At 65.9% G+C, this 14,798-nt stretch carries 12 protein-coding genes; 8 read left to right on the top strand and 4 right to left on the bottom strand.

Annotated elements, in window-relative coordinates:
* Window positions 1–63: 63 nt before the first annotated feature.
* Complete coding sequence (locus QWL29_RS25300; protein ID WP_305825623.1) at window positions 64–1,866, bottom strand: methyl-accepting chemotaxis protein; 1,803 nt, start codon at window positions 1,864–1,866, stop codon at window positions 64–66.
* Window positions 1,867–2,122: 256 nt separating this feature from the next.
* Here QWL29_RS25300 and QWL29_RS25295 point away from each other — a divergent pair, with 256 nt between their 5' ends.
* The 6 genes from QWL29_RS25295 (at window position 2,123) to QWL29_RS25270 (ending at window position 7,580) form a co-directional block, all read left to right on the top strand.
* Window positions 2,123–3,523 (top strand): L-cystine transporter, encoded by a 1,401-nt coding sequence (locus QWL29_RS25295; RefSeq protein WP_305825622.1) that lies wholly within the window; start codon window positions 2,123–2,125, stop codon window positions 3,521–3,523.
* Between the two features lie 110 nt (window positions 3,524–3,633).
* Window positions 3,634–4,398 (top strand): histidine phosphatase family protein, encoded by a 765-nt coding sequence (locus QWL29_RS25290; RefSeq protein WP_305825621.1) that lies wholly within the window; start codon window positions 3,634–3,636, stop codon window positions 4,396–4,398.
* A gap of 19 nt (window positions 4,399–4,417) precedes the next feature.
* Window positions 4,418–5,410 carry an NAD(P)H-hydrate dehydratase gene (locus QWL29_RS25285; protein WP_305825620.1) on the top strand — a complete coding sequence of 331 codons (993 nt, stop codon included), beginning with the start codon at window positions 4,418–4,420 and terminating at the stop codon, window positions 5,408–5,410.
* Between the two features lie 257 nt (window positions 5,411–5,667).
* Window positions 5,668–6,129, top strand: a complete 462-nt coding sequence (locus QWL29_RS25280) for a hypothetical protein (protein WP_305825619.1) — start codon at window positions 5,668–5,670, stop codon at window positions 6,127–6,129.
* A gap of 440 nt (window positions 6,130–6,569) precedes the next feature.
* Window positions 6,570–7,043 carry a hypothetical protein gene (locus QWL29_RS25275; protein ID WP_305825618.1) on the top strand — a complete coding sequence of 158 codons (474 nt, stop codon included), beginning with the start codon at window positions 6,570–6,572 and terminating at the stop codon, window positions 7,041–7,043.
* 57 nt (window positions 7,044–7,100) lie between these two features.
* Window positions 7,101–7,580 carry a hypothetical protein gene (locus QWL29_RS25270; protein WP_305825617.1) on the top strand — a complete coding sequence of 160 codons (480 nt, stop codon included), beginning with the start codon at window positions 7,101–7,103 and terminating at the stop codon, window positions 7,578–7,580.
* Between the two features lie 161 nt (window positions 7,581–7,741).
* Here the strand turns inward: QWL29_RS25270 and QWL29_RS25265 are convergent, their stop codons facing one another.
* The 3 genes from QWL29_RS25265 to QWL29_RS25255 form a co-directional block, all read right to left on the bottom strand.
* Window positions 7,742–10,993, bottom strand: coding sequence for an efflux RND transporter permease subunit (locus QWL29_RS25265; protein WP_305825616.1), 3,252 nt, complete (start codon window positions 10,991–10,993; stop codon window positions 7,742–7,744).
* Between the two features lie 3 nt (window positions 10,994–10,996).
* Window positions 10,997–12,154, bottom strand: a complete 1,158-nt coding sequence (locus tag QWL29_RS25260) for an efflux RND transporter periplasmic adaptor subunit (RefSeq protein ID WP_305825615.1) — start codon at window positions 12,152–12,154, stop codon at window positions 10,997–10,999.
* A 246-nt stretch (window positions 12,155–12,400) separates the two neighbouring features.
* Window positions 12,401–12,820 (bottom strand): divergent PAP2 family protein, encoded by a 420-nt coding sequence (locus QWL29_RS25255; RefSeq protein ID WP_305825614.1) that lies wholly within the window; start codon window positions 12,818–12,820, stop codon window positions 12,401–12,403.
* Window positions 12,821–12,968: 148 nt separating this feature from the next.
* Between QWL29_RS25255 and QWL29_RS25250 the strand changes: the two genes are divergently transcribed.
* Both QWL29_RS25250 and QWL29_RS25245 read left to right on the top strand, forming a co-directional pair.
* The gene (locus tag QWL29_RS25250; protein ID WP_305825613.1) at window positions 12,969–14,036 is read left to right on the top strand and encodes a DUF475 domain-containing protein; all 1,068 of its coding nucleotides are present in this window, start codon (window positions 12,969–12,971) and stop codon (window positions 14,034–14,036) included.
* Window positions 14,037–14,163: 127 nt separating this feature from the next.
* Window positions 14,164–14,583: a DUF8785 domain-containing protein gene (locus QWL29_RS25245; RefSeq protein WP_305825612.1), complete on the top strand. Its 420-nt coding sequence runs from the start codon at window positions 14,164–14,166 to the stop codon at window positions 14,581–14,583.
* The last annotated feature ends 215 nt before the right edge of the window (window positions 14,584–14,798 follow it).

Below are 14,798 nucleotides of genomic sequence, written 5' to 3'. Positions count from 1 at the left end.
ATTCAATCTTCTTCTTGCAAAACGGGTGGAGTCCATAGATACGGATACGGGCGTGTCCGGTGCCTAGAACTCTTCCCAGCCGTCGCCGGCGGTGACGGCTGCCTTTGTTGGTTCTGCAGCAGGTTTAGCGGCGGGCTTGGCCGCCGCGGGACGTGCGGCCGGTTTGGCCAGTTGTGCACGGGCCGGGGCGGCCTTGGCAGCCGGGGCGGCGGCGCGCGCCACGAGGCGCTCCTCGATGCGGAAGGCGCCCACGGTGCGCGCCAGGGTCGAGGCTTCCTGCTGCAGCGACTGGGCCGCGGCCGAGGCTTCCTCGACCAGGGCCGCGTTCTGCTGGGTGGTCTGGTCCATCTGCGCGATGGCCGCGTTCACCTGCTCGATGCCGGCGGTCTGTTCCTGGCTGGCGGCGGTGATCTCGGCCATGATGTCGGTCACGCGGCTGACGCTCTGCACGATCTCGTTCATGGTGGCGCCGGCCTGGTCGACCAGGGCCGCGCCGTGGTGCACCTTGTCCACCGAGTCGTCGATCAGCAGCTTGATTTCCTTGGCGGCGGCGGCGCTGCGCTGGGCCAGGCTGCGCACTTCGCCGGCCACGACCGCGAAGCCGCGGCCCTGCTCGCCGGCACGGGCCGCTTCCACTGCGNCGGCGGCGGCGCTGCGCTGGGCCAGGCTGCGCACTTCGCCGGCCACGACCGCGAAGCCGCGGCCCTGCTCGCCGGCACGGGCCGCTTCCACTGCGGCGTTCAGGGCCAGGATGTTGGTCTGGAAGGCGATGCCGTCGATGACGGAAATGATCTCGACGATCTTGCCGGCCGAGGTGTTGATCGCGCCCATGGTCTCGACCACCTGCGCCACCACCACGCCGCCCTTGCCTGCCACGTCCGAGGCCGAGCCGGCCAGCACGTTGGCCTGGCGCGCGTTGTCGGCATTCTGCTTCACGGTCGAGGTCAGTTCTTCCATCGAGGACGCGGTTTCTTCCAGCGAACCGGCCTGCTGCTCGGTACGCGACGACAAATCCAGGTTGCCGTCGGCGATTTCGCTCGAGGCGGTGGCGATGTTGTCGGTGCCGGCGCGCACGCGGGTCACGATCTCGACCAGCGAATCGTTCATGTCCTTCAGCGCGGCCATCAGGCGGCCGGTCTCGTCGTTCGAACGCACTTCGATCTGCTGGGTCAGGTCGCCCTGGGCCACGCCGCCGGCGATCTTCACGGCAGCCTGCAGCGGGATGACGATGGCGCGCACCAGGATCCAGCCGAGCACGACGGCCACGAGCACGCCGAACACCAGGCCGGCGATGCAGACCGCCAGCACCAGGCGGTACATCGCCTGGGATTCCTCGTAGTTCGCCTTGGCCGCGGTTTGCTGCAGTTCCACCAGTTCGGTCACGGTCTTGTTCATGGGCGCAAACAGGCGCTGCATGTCGCCGTTCACGATCTCGGCGGCGCGCGCGGTATCGTGGGCGCGGACGGCAGCGATGGCCGGGTTCAGGCCGCCCTCGACAAACGCCTTGCGTTCACCGACAAAGCGGTTGGCGAGCGCCTTTTCGTCGGCTGCCATCTCGGTGCTCAGGTATTCGGTCCAGCGCATTGCCACGCGCTTGGCGTTGGCTTCCACCAGCTCGATGACGGCATCGGTGTTCTGGGCATTCGGCAGGCTGGCCTTGGCCAGGTTCAGCTGGTTCAGCGTCATCAGGCGGCCAATCTCGTCGAGATCGGCCAGGGCCAGCAGGCGGTCGCTGTACATGTGCTCGAGCGCCTCGTTCGACTTGTTCAGGTTGAGGATGCCGATGGCAAAGCCGACGATCAGCTCGAAGACGAGGAAACCGAGCACGAAGATCAGGCGCGACTTGATGGTGAGATTCTTGAACATGACAATGCCTGCGATGGGGGAACAGTTGGTCGGCAGCAGGTTCAGGACCGGCCGGATCCCTTGATTATAGGAACAACTGAATCCATACGGAAACTTTCTATCTAATACCTTACTGCTTTCATGGGTTTATCGTCGTCCTTGCACAACAGGCGTTGACAGAGGGACACGGTATGTGAACCACCGGCCCGCCCTGCGGCGCGCTTCATTTGCCTATAGAATGCTGCGATTCAATTGATGTTTAAAACAAGAGGCACCCATGACCCTCCCCATCCTCCTGAACCTGGCCGTTGCCGTCGCTGTCTGCGTCGTGCTCTACCGTATGCAGGCCGGCCACCAGTCGTTCACGCGGCGCGTATTCACCGGCCTGGGCCTGGGCGTGGTGCTGGGCGCGGCCCTGCAAGCCATCTACGGCGCCGCCTCGCCGGAAGTGGCCGGCACGAATGCCTGGCTCGACGTGGTCGGCAGCGGCTACGTGAAATTGCTGCAGATGATCGTGATCCCGCTGATCATGGTCTCCATCATCGGCGCCATCCTGAAACTGCGCGACGCCGCTTCGCTCGGCAAGATCAGCGCGCTCACCATCGGCATCCTGATCGCCACCACCGCCGTGGCGGCCCTGATCGGCATCGCCATGGCCAAGGTATTCGGCCTGACGGCGGTGGGCCTGACCGCGTCGGCCGCGGAAGTGGCGCGCGGCGAATATCTGCAGGGTTCGCTCTCGACGGCCAAGGACATCTCGCTGCCGTCGATGATCCTGTCCTTCATCCCGGCCAATCCCTTCCTCGACATGACCGGCGCACGCAAGACCTCGACGATTGCCGTGGTCCTGTTCTCGGTCTTCATCGGCATTGCCGCCACCGGCATCGCGGGCAAGAAGCCGAGCGAATTCGCTTCCTTCAGCCATTTCGTGCACGTCGCCCATACGGTCGTGATGCGGATGGTGACCCTGGTCCTGCGCCTGACCCCGTTCGGCGTGTTCGCCCTGATGACCAAGGTCGTGGCCGGCTCCAGCCTGCAGGACATCCTGAATCTGCTGAACTTCGTGCTCGCTTCCTACAGCGCCCTGTTCCTGATGTTCGGCGTGCACCTGCTGCTGGTCGGCCTGGCTGGCTACAACCCGCTGCGCTACGTGAAGAAAATCCTGCCCGTGCTGGTGTTCGCGTTCACCTCGCGCACCAGCGCCGGCGCCATTCCCATGAACGTGGCGACCCAGACCCGCCGCCTCGGCGTGCCCGAGGGCATCGCCAACTTCGCGGCCTCGTTCGGCGCCACCATCGGCCAGAACGGCTGCGCCGGCATCTACCCGGCCATGCTGGCGGTGATGATCGCGCCCACGGTCGGCATCGACCCGTGGAACATCGGTTTCCTGCTGCCGCTGGTGGCGATCGTCGTGTTCGGCTCGATCGGCGTGGCCGGGGTCGGCGGCGGCGCTACCTTTGCCGCCCTGATCGTGCTGTCGGCGCTCGATTTGCCGGTGGCGCTGGCGGGCTTGCTGATCTCGATCGAACCGCTGATCGACATGGGCCGCACCGCCCTGAACGTGAGCGGCTCGATTACCGCCGGCACCCTCACCGCGCGCGCCCTCGGCGCCGCCAACATGGCGGTCTTCGACAGCAGGGAAGAAGTGAGCCTGGACAGCGAAGAGCAAACCGCCTGAGCGGTTTTCCTGCTGTTTTTTTTGTAATTTGTTAGCAAAAAGTATCGTGCGCTGACCCGCTGCAGAATCCGTCTATGATGACGTCATGTCAATAATCATGCGGGCAGCGAATGGAACAGAAGTGGCCTCAGGAAATCTGGCTGGTCAGGCACGGTCAAAGCGCGGGTAACGTCGCGCGCGACGTGGCCGAGGCGGCGGCCGGGCACATGATCGATATCGCCGAGCGCGACGTCGACGTGCCCCTGTCCGAGCTCGGCATGCGCCAGTCCCAGGCCCTGGGCTCCTGGTTCGCCGGCCTGCCCGAGGCCGAGCGCCCGAACGTGGTGCTGCATTCGCCCTACGTGCGCGCCGCCGAGACCGCCAACATCCTGATGCGCAGCCTCAACCGCGAAATCCTGCTCGCCGTCCACGGCGACGAGCGCCTGCGCGAAAAGGAATTCGGCATCCTCGACCGCCTTACCACGCACGGCATCGCCCACAAGTATCCCGAGCTGTACGAACAGCGCCAGCATGTCGGCAAGTTCTATTTCCGCCCGCCCGGCGGCGAAAGCTGGTGCGACGTCGTCCTGCGCCTGCGCAGCCTGCTCGACACCATCTCGCGCGAATACGGCGGCGAGCGCGTGCTGATCGTCGCGCACCAGGTCATCGTCAACTGCTTCCGCTACCTGATCGAGCGCCTCGACGAAGCCAGCATCCTGGCCGCCGATCGCGCCGGCGACGTGCCGAACTGCTCGGTCACTTCCTACGCCTTCGATCCCGAGGCCGGCAAGCGCGGCAAGCTGGTGCTGCGCCTGGTGAACTTCGTCGCCCCGCTGGAAGCGAGCGGCACCCCGGTTACCGTCAGCAAGGACGTGCCGGCCGCGCCCAAGGCCTGAGCCCACTACTGCCCACACCATGAACGCGATCCAGAGCGCACCTGCCGTGCACGACGTCACCACCGAACTGCTGCGCGCGTGGCCCTTGCCCATGCCCGGCGAAGACAGCGACAAGGAAGTGCGCGGCCATGTGCTGGTGCTGGGCGGCTCGCGCGAAATGCCGGGCGCCGTCATCCTGGCCGCCACCGCCGCCCTGCGCGCCGGCGCCGGCAAGCTGACCATTGCCACCGGCGCCAGCGTGGCCCAGCTGGTGGCCATGGCGATGCCCGAGGCGCGCGTCATCGGCCTGATGGAGACCGAGGCCGGCGGCTTCACGCCCGAGGCCATTGCCCGCCTCGACCCGCTGGCCGACCGCGTCAGCGCCGTGCTGATCGGCCCCGGCATGCAGGACGAAGCGGCCGCGGCCCAACTCGTGCACGGCCTGCTCGAACGCCTGCAGGGGAGCGACACCGCCGTGGTGCTCGACGCCTGCGCCATGGGCACGCTGCTGCACGCGCCGCCGGATTGGGACCCGAATGAACAATACCGATTCCGGCAGCCCGTGATCGTCACCCCGCACTGCGGCGAAATGGCGCACCTGACCGGCATCGCCAAGCCCGAGATCGTCTCCGGCCCCGATGCACGGGCCCTGGCCTCGGCTGCCGAATGGAACGCGGTGGTGGCGCTGAAGGGTGCGCGCACCGTGATCGCGTCGCCCGGCGGCGAACTGTGGCAGCACGAAGGCGGCAACGCCGGCCTGGGTATTTCCGGCTCGGGCGACACCCTGTCCGGCATCATCACCGGACTGGCGGCGCGCGGCGCCACCCTGGAGCAAGCGGCCTGCTGGGGCGTGGCCCTGCATGCGCGCGCCGGCGAACGCCTGGCCGAACGCATGGGCGTACTTGGTTATCTGGCGCGGGAGATTCCGGACGAGATCCCCGCCCTGCTCGAATCGGTTGCCGGCACTGACGCCGGCAACGGCAAGACCATCCGGCCTGCGCCGGGGGACACGGTTGAACGGGAAGCTGTTTGACTGGTATCAAAATCCGCAAGCCGTACCGCGGAATAAAGCAAGATGTGCACAATCCGACGAACTGGCGGTAAGGATGCCAGTCTAATCAACAGTCGGATTCGTGCACCGAACGGGGCCGCGTGTTGCGTCGGTTCCCTGAGTGTTTCGGCAATGGGCCCAGCGAGGTTCCATGTCGAGACTGAACTGGCGCCGTCAGCCCTCCAGCGCCTCACCTGGAGTCGACGGCACAAGATAGACGTGAACGAGGAGTATATAAAATGAACGCAATGACCAAAGCACCAAAAATCCTGCTGACCGCAGCCCTCCTGGCCACCATGCTGGGCGCATGCAAGAAGAACGACACCACCGCCACCGGCGCTGGCGACACCTCGGCAACCTCGCCGAGCTCGACGTCCGGCACCAGCGGCACCACGGGCACCACTGGTGATACCGGCACGGGCGCCACCGGCACCGGCACCACCGGCACCACCGGCGACACCACCGGCACCGGCGCTACCGGCACCGGCGCCATGGGCACCACCGGCGACACCACCGGCACTGGCGCTACGGGCACCGGCACCGGCGCTACCGGCACCACTGGCGACACCACCGGCACCGGCACCACCAGCGGCACCACCGGCACCACCGGCACCACCGGCGCCTCGGGCACGACCGGCAATACCGATTCGGGTACTGCCGCAGGCACCACCGCGCCACCTACCGGCACCACCGGCCGCTAATCTGGCCGCGCATGACCACTCAGCAGGGCCTGCTTTCTGCAGGCCCTGCGGTGTGCGCATTTCAGTAATGCATCACGCCGCCGGCGCCCGAGCCGGTGTTGCGTGGTTTTGACTGCACGATTTTTTGTCTCCTCCGGCGTCATTGCGCCTCGGTATCATCCGCGATTGACTTGATCGGCTCCCAAGCCGTCGTCCTGGCGCGCATTGCGCTTCCCCTCGCCTTAGCCCGATTGCCATCCCGCTTGCTTTCTCGCCTGCCATCCCGCTAGCTTTCCCGCTTGCCACCTCGCTTGCCTTCCCGCTCCGCCGCTTCCGAAGCCTCACACATTTGTGTCTTACGTTGGCCTGCGCACGGACCGCGCACGTGCAGCCCGCCAGAATGGGAACCAGGGCGGCATTGCTGCCAATTCATTTCTCAAAATTTTGCGAGGAGGTTCCCCATGAACCGCACGACTACCCTACCGAAAATCATCCTGGCCACCGCCGTCGTCGCCGCCATGCTGGGCGGCTGCCGCAAGGACGAGCCGGTTGCCGATCCGGTCGCCCAGGGCGCCGACGGCGGCCCGGTCGCAGGCTCCGGCCTGAGCACCAGCACTGCCGTCGGCACCAGCGGCGCGGCCGGCACCACCTCCGGCGGCACCGACAACGTCACCGCCAGCCAGAACGCGGGCGTGAACCCGACCAACGGCGAAACCACGAACATCGGCGTCCAGGGCGACAACGAAGGCGCGGCCGGCAACAACGGCGGCACCAGCTCGGGCGCGGCCGGCAGCACGGTGTCGGGCGGCCCCGGCGCCAACAGCATGACGCCGGCAAATGCCGACGGCACCACCTCGGCCACCACCGGCACGGGCAACGGCACCGGCGCGAATACCCGCGACAGCGGCACCGGCAGCACGACCACCGGCCAATAATAGACGTGCTACCGGCCAGGCGCCGGCGGCGCGATAACACAAGAAAAGGACCCCACCATGAATACCACACGTAAAATTCCAGCCATCATCATGACCACCGCCCTGCTCGCCGCCGTCCTCGGCGGTTGCGGCAAGAAAGACAATGGCATCGGCGGCGACGGCGATGCGGCGGCAGTGACCAGCCGCAGCGAAGGCTCGGGCGCCGGCGGCGCTGCCGGCACCAGCGGCGCAACCGGGAATGCGGGCGATACCGGCCTCGGCGGCGTCGAGTACAACACCAACAACAACCCACGTACGGTTGGCGAAAACGAAGGCGGCTCGCGCGAGAACACGCCCGGCGCCGTCGGCGGCGCCAGCGGTGTGAGCGGCGCCGTACCGGTCGGCCCGAACGGCAGCACCACCGGCGGCGCCAACCCGGGCGGCGCGCCGATGGCCCCGGCCCCGGCCGCCGGCAACGAAGGCGCCGTCACGGGCGGCAGCACCGGCGACACCACCGGCACCGGCCCGGCATCGACCCGCGCCGGCGCCGGCCGCTGAATCCACACCTTGAATCCCCTCCCTGAGCCTGGCCGCGCTGCCAGGCCAGGAAGGGACAGCTGCAAAAACAAAAGAGCCCGCACATGTGCGGGCTCTTTCATTGCGGAGCGCATGGAGCAAGCGTGAGCGGTCCCGGACGGCCCCGGAAGCGGGCCGCTGTCTTACGCGCCTTCGGCCACCTTGGCCGGCTTCTTCGCCAGCGGCACGGTCTTGCCGGCGCCCGGACCACGGCCGCGGCCGGTGGCGAAGCGGAACAGCCACATGACCATGCGGAACACGAAGCGCACCAGCACCAGGGTCAGGATCGCTTCCACGAAGGTCACCAGGAAGGCCGGCAGCGCGTGCCAGCGCTCGGCGCGGCGGTGGAACTTGGCCGCCATGCTGTCGCGCTTGATCTCGATGCTGTCGTAGAAGGTCGGCACCACCAGCAGCGTCAGGAAGGTCGAGGTAATGGTGCCGCCGATGATGGCCACCGCCAGCGGCTGGTAGAACTTGCCGTCCGGGCCGAGCGCCAGGGCCACCGGCAGCATGCCGGCGATCAGGGCGAAGGTGGTCATCAGGATCGGGCGCAGACGCACGCGGCCGGCCTTCATCAGCGCTTCTTCCCTGGCGTAGCCTTCGTGTTCCAGCGCACGCGCCGCTTCCAGCAGCAGGATGGCGTTCTTCGCCACCAGGCCCATCAGCATGATGATGCCGATAAAGCTCATCAGGTTCAGGGTGCCGCCGGTGATCAGGAGCGCCACCACGACGCCGATCAGCGACAGCGGCAGCGACAGCATCACGCCCAGCGGTGCGGTAAACGAACCGAACTGCATCACCAGGATCAGGTACATCAGGCCGATACCGCCGAACAGGGCGATCGTCATTTCGCGGAACAGCTCGGCCTGGTCCTTGCCGGCGCCGCCCAGCGCCAGGCCATAGCCCGGCGGGAAGTCGAAGCTTTTCGCCAGCGCCATCGCATCGGCCGTGACTTCACCGTTCGAGCGGCCCTGGGCATTTGCCGACACGGTAATCACACGCTTGCCGTCCTTGTGCACGATTTCCGACGGGCCCTTGCCCATGCTGATGCGGGCGATCTGCTCAAGCGGCACCATGGTATTGGTGCCGGCAATCGCGATCGGCAGGCGTTCGATGTTCTCGATGCTGACCCGGTCTTCCGGATGCAGGCGCACCGCCACGTCGCGCGTTTCGCCGGTCGGGTCGACCCAGTCGCCGACCTCGATGCCGGCAAAGGCCACGCGCAGGGCGGTGGCGGCGTCGCCCACCGACACGCCCATCGAGTTCGCCAGGCCGCGGTCGAGCTCGATCTGCAGCTCGTCCTTCGGATCCTGCTGCGACAGCGTCACGTCCACCGCACCCGGCACCTGGCGCAGCTTCTCCATGTAGGCCGTGGTCAGCTCCATGAGTTTGCGCGAATCGTTGCCGGTGAATTCGATCTGCACCGGCTTGCCGCCGCCCGACAGATCGTCGATGACGGTGTACTCGGCGCCCACCAGTTGCGACACCCTGGCGCGCAGATCGGCGCCGATCGCGGCCGCGCTGCGGGGACGGGTATTGCGCTTGCCGATCTCGACGTAGATCGAGCCGCCGCTCGGACGCGCCACGATGTCGGTGGCGAGCGTTTCCGGCATTGCATGGGCCAGCTTGGCCGCCTGCTCCATCTTCATGCGCGCAAACGCCAGGCTCGACGACGGTGGGGTACGGACCTCGATCATGATCTTGTTGCCGTCGCCCTTGGGCAGGAAGCTGGTGCCGCCCATGGTCGTCTGCAGGAAGATCGCCAGCGCGAAACTGAGGAAGGCGATCACGCCCATCCAGGTGCGGTGGTGCAGCGCCCAGGCAATCACGTTGCCGTAGCGGCCGGCCAGGCGGTCGAACCAGGCATTGAAGCGGCCCAGGACTTTCGACAGGCCGCGCTTCGGCTCCAGGTGGTGGCCCGGCGGGTCGCCCCAGTAGGCCGACAGCATCGGGTCGAGCGTGAAGGAAATGAACAGCGACACCAGCACCGAGCAGGTGACGGTCAGCGCGAACGGACGGAACCATTCGCCGGCGATGCCCGGCATGAAGGCGACCGGGATGAACACGGCCATGATCGAGAAAGTCGTGGCGGCCACGGCCATGCCGATCTCGGAGGTGCCGACCAGGGCCGCGGTGCGGCGGTCGGCGCCGTTTTCCATGTGGCGCACGATGTTCTCGCGCACCACGATGGCGTCGTCGATCAGCACGCCGATCGCCAGCGACAGCCCGAGCAGGGTCATGAAGTTCAGCGTGAAGCCGCACAGCCAGACCGCGATGAAGGCGGCCAGCACCGACGTCGGCAGCGACAGCGCCGTGATCAGCGTCGAGCGCCAGGAATTCAGGAAGGCGTACACCACGAACACGGTCAGCACGGCGCCGAACACCAGCGATTCGATCACGTTGTTCAGGCTGCTTTGCGCTTCCTCGCCGCCGTCGCGGGTGATGGTCAGCGTCGTGCCCTTCGGCAGTTCCTTGTTGATCTCGGCGGCCAGTTCGTGCACGTGCTTGGCGATCGACACGGTCGAGGCGTCGCGGGTGCGCACAATCGAGATGCCGACGTTCGGGCTGCCGCTATGGATCGAGGCGCTGTCGATGTCGGCAAAACCGTCCTGGATCGTGGCGACCTGGTTCAGGCGCACGATGGTGTCGCCGTTGCGTTTCACCACGACCTGGGAAAAGTCTTCGGGACGCTCGATGCGGCCGATCAGGCGGATGCCCTTCTCGTCGAGCACGCCGCGCACCTTGCCGACCGGGGCATTCGTGTTCTGCCGGCTCAGCGCATTCGTCACCTCGCTGACCGAGACGTTGTATTCGCGCAGCTGGTCGGCGCGCAGCAGCACCGACAGTTCGCGCCGCAGCGAACCGTTCACGTTGACGGTGGACACGCCGTCGATGGCGCGGAAGCGGTCGGCCAGCACATCCTCGGCCAGGCGCGAAATGGTGGCGTGGCTCTGGCTGCTGGACGACAGCGCCAGCTGCATGATCGGCTGGGCCGAAGGATCGACGCGGCGCAGGATCGGCTCGCGCATCTCCAGCGGCAATTTGTAGCGCACCGCCGAGATGGCATTGCGCACGTCGTCCGAGGCTTCGATCAGGTTGCGCTTGAAATCGAATTCCAGCACCAGGGTGGCGCTGCCTTCGTTGGCGTAGGAAGTGACCTCGGTCACGCCCTGCACGCTCTGCATCTGCTTTTCCAGGCGGTCGATGATCTCGCGCTCGGCCGTTTCCGGCGAGGCGCCCGGATACGGCACGTTGACCACGATCACCGGGATGTCGACGTCGGGATTCTGGTTGACGCGCAGCTTGGACAAGGCCAGCAAGCCGATGCACATCATGCCCAGGATCAGCACGATCGTGGCGACCGGCTTCTTGACACTGAAATTGGACAGGAACATGGCTTATTTCCCTTTGGGCTGGGGAGCGGCGCCGTTGCTAGCTACGCGGGCGGCAGCCATTTCCACCTTCTGGCCATCCTTCAGGTTCGAGCTCGGGCTGCGCAGCACGGTGTCGCCGGCGGCCAGGCCGGCCTTGATCTCGTAGTTGCCGGTGCGCTGGTCGCGCATGCCGACTTCCAGGTTCACCTTGCCCAGGGTACCGCCCTTCACGCGCCAGGTATAGGTGTCGTCGCCGCTGCGCACGATGGCGCTTTCCGGCAGCATCAGCGCGTCCGAAGTCTCGGCGTCGATCCGCCCTTCCGCGTACAGGCCGGCCACGCGCGGCTGCTCGCCGGTCAGGCCGACCAGCACCTCGACCTGGCGCGTGACGTCGTTCGCCGAGGGGTCGATGCGCTTCACGACGCCGGTGAACTGCTGCTTGCCGTAGCCGTTGATGTGGAACTTCACCGGCTGGCCCAGCTTGACGGTGGCGATCTTGTCGGTCGAGACGCGGCCCTCGAAGCGCATGCTGTTCGGGTCGATGACTTTCACGAGTTCCTTGCCGACGGTGGCGGTGTCGCCGGCCGACACCTTGCGGTCGCTGACGATGCCGTCGAACGGCGCGCGCACCTGGGTGCGGCTGGTCTGCTGGCGCGCCAGGGCGGCGCGGCTCTTCGCGGCCGACAGTTCGCTCAGCGCGCTGTTCTTGCGCACTTCGGCTTCGTCGAAGGCGGCGGCCGAGGTCATGCCCGAGGCGCGCAGGGTCTTCAGGCGGTCCAGTTGGCGGTTCGACTGGTCCAGTGCCTGGCTCGCCGCGCGCACGGCTTCGTCGGCCGACAGCAGCGAGTCGCGGATCGCGGTTTCGTCCAGCTTCACCAGCAGGTCGCCGCGCTTGACCGGCTCGCCGTTCTCTTTCAGCACCTGCAGCACGATGGACGAGACTTCCGCGCGCAGGTCGGCGCGGCGTTCCGGCTGGATCGAGCCGGTGATGACCGGGCCGGAAGCCAGCGCATCGCTCTGCACCGTCAACAGGTCTTCCGGCGCCACCAGCAGCTGGCTCGGCTTGTTGTCCTTGGCCTGGGCGGTGGCGTTCGGACCGGTCTTGGCCGGGTCCTTGCCCTCCTTGCTGCAGGCGGCCAGGGCCGACGCGATGGCAAGGACGAGTAGAGTGTTGCGCAGCATGTTGAGTCTCTCCAATTGGACGCTGATGACTTATATTTTTAAGAGGCGGATTTCACCAGCGCGCAGTATCCGGGAGCCGGCCCCACCCGTCAATCGACGGTCCTGCGCACTGTGGTTTTCGAGGGATGAACTGCGCTCTGGCGCGATGGACTGCAGCGGGGGCCGGACAAAATGCAGCGCTGGGGGACACCCGGCGGACAGTTGGCGGACACCGTCTGGCGAGTGTCCGCCTTTTTTCTTAATGCATCAGGCGACGAACAGGTGGTAGACCAGGAAACCCATGCCGATGCCGGTGGCGATGCCGCCGCAGATTTCGACCAGGGTATGGCCCATGCGTTCGCGCAGGGTGACGTGGCCGGTGACCTCGAGCGCCAGGCGGTTGATGGCGGCAGCCTGGCGGCCGACGTGCTGGCGCAGGCTGTTGGCGTCGATCATCACGATGAAGGCCAGTGTCACGGCCACGCCGAAGGCAGGGTGGCCCATGCCTTCGCGCAGGGCGATCAGGGTCGCCATGCTGGTGACCACCGAGCTATGGTTGCTGGGAAAACCACCGTTCCCGACGAGGTTGAACGCCCAGCGCCGCTGGCGTGCACTGTTGATCAGGAACTTGATTGGACCGACGACGAGCCAGGTCAGAAAAGGCGTGATGAGGTAAGTAAGGTCCATGTATTATCCAAAATGTAAATGCCGGGCGGAATTATCGCAGAAGGCATGCACGCGAGCGACCTGCGCTGCGACCTTCCCCGGTACGAAACGGTAAGATGCCTGAAAACTGTGTCATTTCAACCAATATTCGAATAAGAAGAGGAATCAGATGCAACACTTCCGTTTATCGTTCATCGTCACTGTCGTGCTCATGGCATTGTCGGGCTGGTGGGGCTACGAGCATGGCGGCGTGAGCGGCCTGCTGTCGGCGCTGTGGATCACGGCCATCCTGGGCGTGCTCGAAGTCTCGCTCTCCTTCGACAACGCGGTCGTGAACGCCTCGGTGCTGCGCCACTGGAACGAATTCTGGCGCAAGCTGTTCCTCACCGTCGGCATCCTGGTGGCGGTGTTCGGCATGCGCCTGCTGTTCCCGCTGGTGATTGTCTCGGTGGCTACCGGGCTCGGCCTGCTGGACGTCTGGCACATGGCCATCGACACGCCGCAGGAATACTCGCGCCACCTGACCGAGCACCACGCGGAAGTGTCGGCCTTCGGCGGCGCCTTCCTGATGCTGGTGTTCCTGAACTTCCTGTTCGACGAGGAAAAGGAATTGCACTGGCTGGGCTGGATCGAGGAAAAGATCGGCAAGTACGGCTCCGAAGGCCTGGCCGTGCTGCTGACCCTGCTGGCGGTGTTCTTCGCCATGTCGATGATGCCGGAACAGCGCAAGCTGGCCGTGCTGATCTCGGGCGTGGTCGGGGTGGCGGTGTACATCGGCGTGAACTGGATCAGCAGCCTGCTCGAGGAAGAAGAGCACGACCCGACGGTCGGCAAGATGATTTCGCAGGGCAGTATCGGCGGCTTCCTCTACCTGGAAGTGCTGGACGCCTCGTTCTCGTTCGACGGCGTGATCGGCGCCTTTGCGATTACCAACGACGTGGTCGTGATCATGCTGGGCCTGGCGATCGGCGCCATGTTCGTGCGCTCGATGACGGTGTTCCTGGTCTATAAGGGCACGCTGCAGGAATTCGTGTTCCTCGAGCACGGCGCCCATTACGCGATCGGCGTCCTGGCCCTGATCATGTTTGCCAGCGTGCACTTCCATATTCCGGAGTGGTTCACGGGCTTGTCGGGGCTGGCCTTCATCCTGGTGTCGCTGTGGTCGTCGGTGCGCTACCGCAAGCGGGTCGAGGCGGAAGAGGCGCGCGCCGGCGTCGGCGTGTCGTCCGAGGCCTGACGCTCATCGGGATCCGTCATAAGCTTCTCTTAAGCCTGGACCTTTTGACAATCCGCGCGGCCGTGGCAGAATGGGCGCCGCGCGGTACTGTTGCGCCACCCTACTCACTTTTGATACCAAGCCGATCATGCCGAAAGCCTTACCGAAGCGCGCCTTTGCCGTCCTGCTGTCCCTGCTCGTCGCCCTCGTGGTGGTGTTTGGCCTGTATACCTGGTTCACGCTGACCTGGTCCTACTCGGAAGGCACGCGCGCCGGCTACCTGCAGAAGTTCTCGAACAAGGGCTGGCTGTGCAAGACCTGGGAAGGCGAGATCCTGCTGTCGAGCATGCCGGGCGCGATTCCCGAGCGTTTCGCGTTCACCGTGCGCGACGACAAGCTGGTGCAGAAGCTGCAGTCGACCATGGGCCAGCGCGTGGAAATCAGCTACGAACAGCACCGCGGCGTGCCGACCAGCTGCTTTGGCGAAACCGAGTATTTCGTCGAGAGCGTGAATACCGGGCCGGTGAATCCGGTGGCGCCGAGCGATGCCCCGGTTGGGGCGCAGTGATACGTTTCAGATATCGATAACGCTTGATTGAGACGTCACGCATATCAACGTCGATACCTCAGCCGTAGGGTGGGCTCCCGAGCCCACGCGGTCGCACCGATGCGTCCCGCAACGTCTTCGATAGTTGCGAGCATCGACAAACACGAACGGTAGTCAACACACATCGGTACGCATGCGTTACCGATTCCAGAAAATTACCAGCCGCAGCACGGTAC

Source organism: Massilia brevitalea (assembly GCF_030711405.1).
GTDB lineage: Bacteria > Pseudomonadota > Gammaproteobacteria > Burkholderiales > Burkholderiaceae_D > Telluria > Telluria brevitalea.
This window is presented reverse-complemented; position numbering and strand designations above follow the sequence as displayed.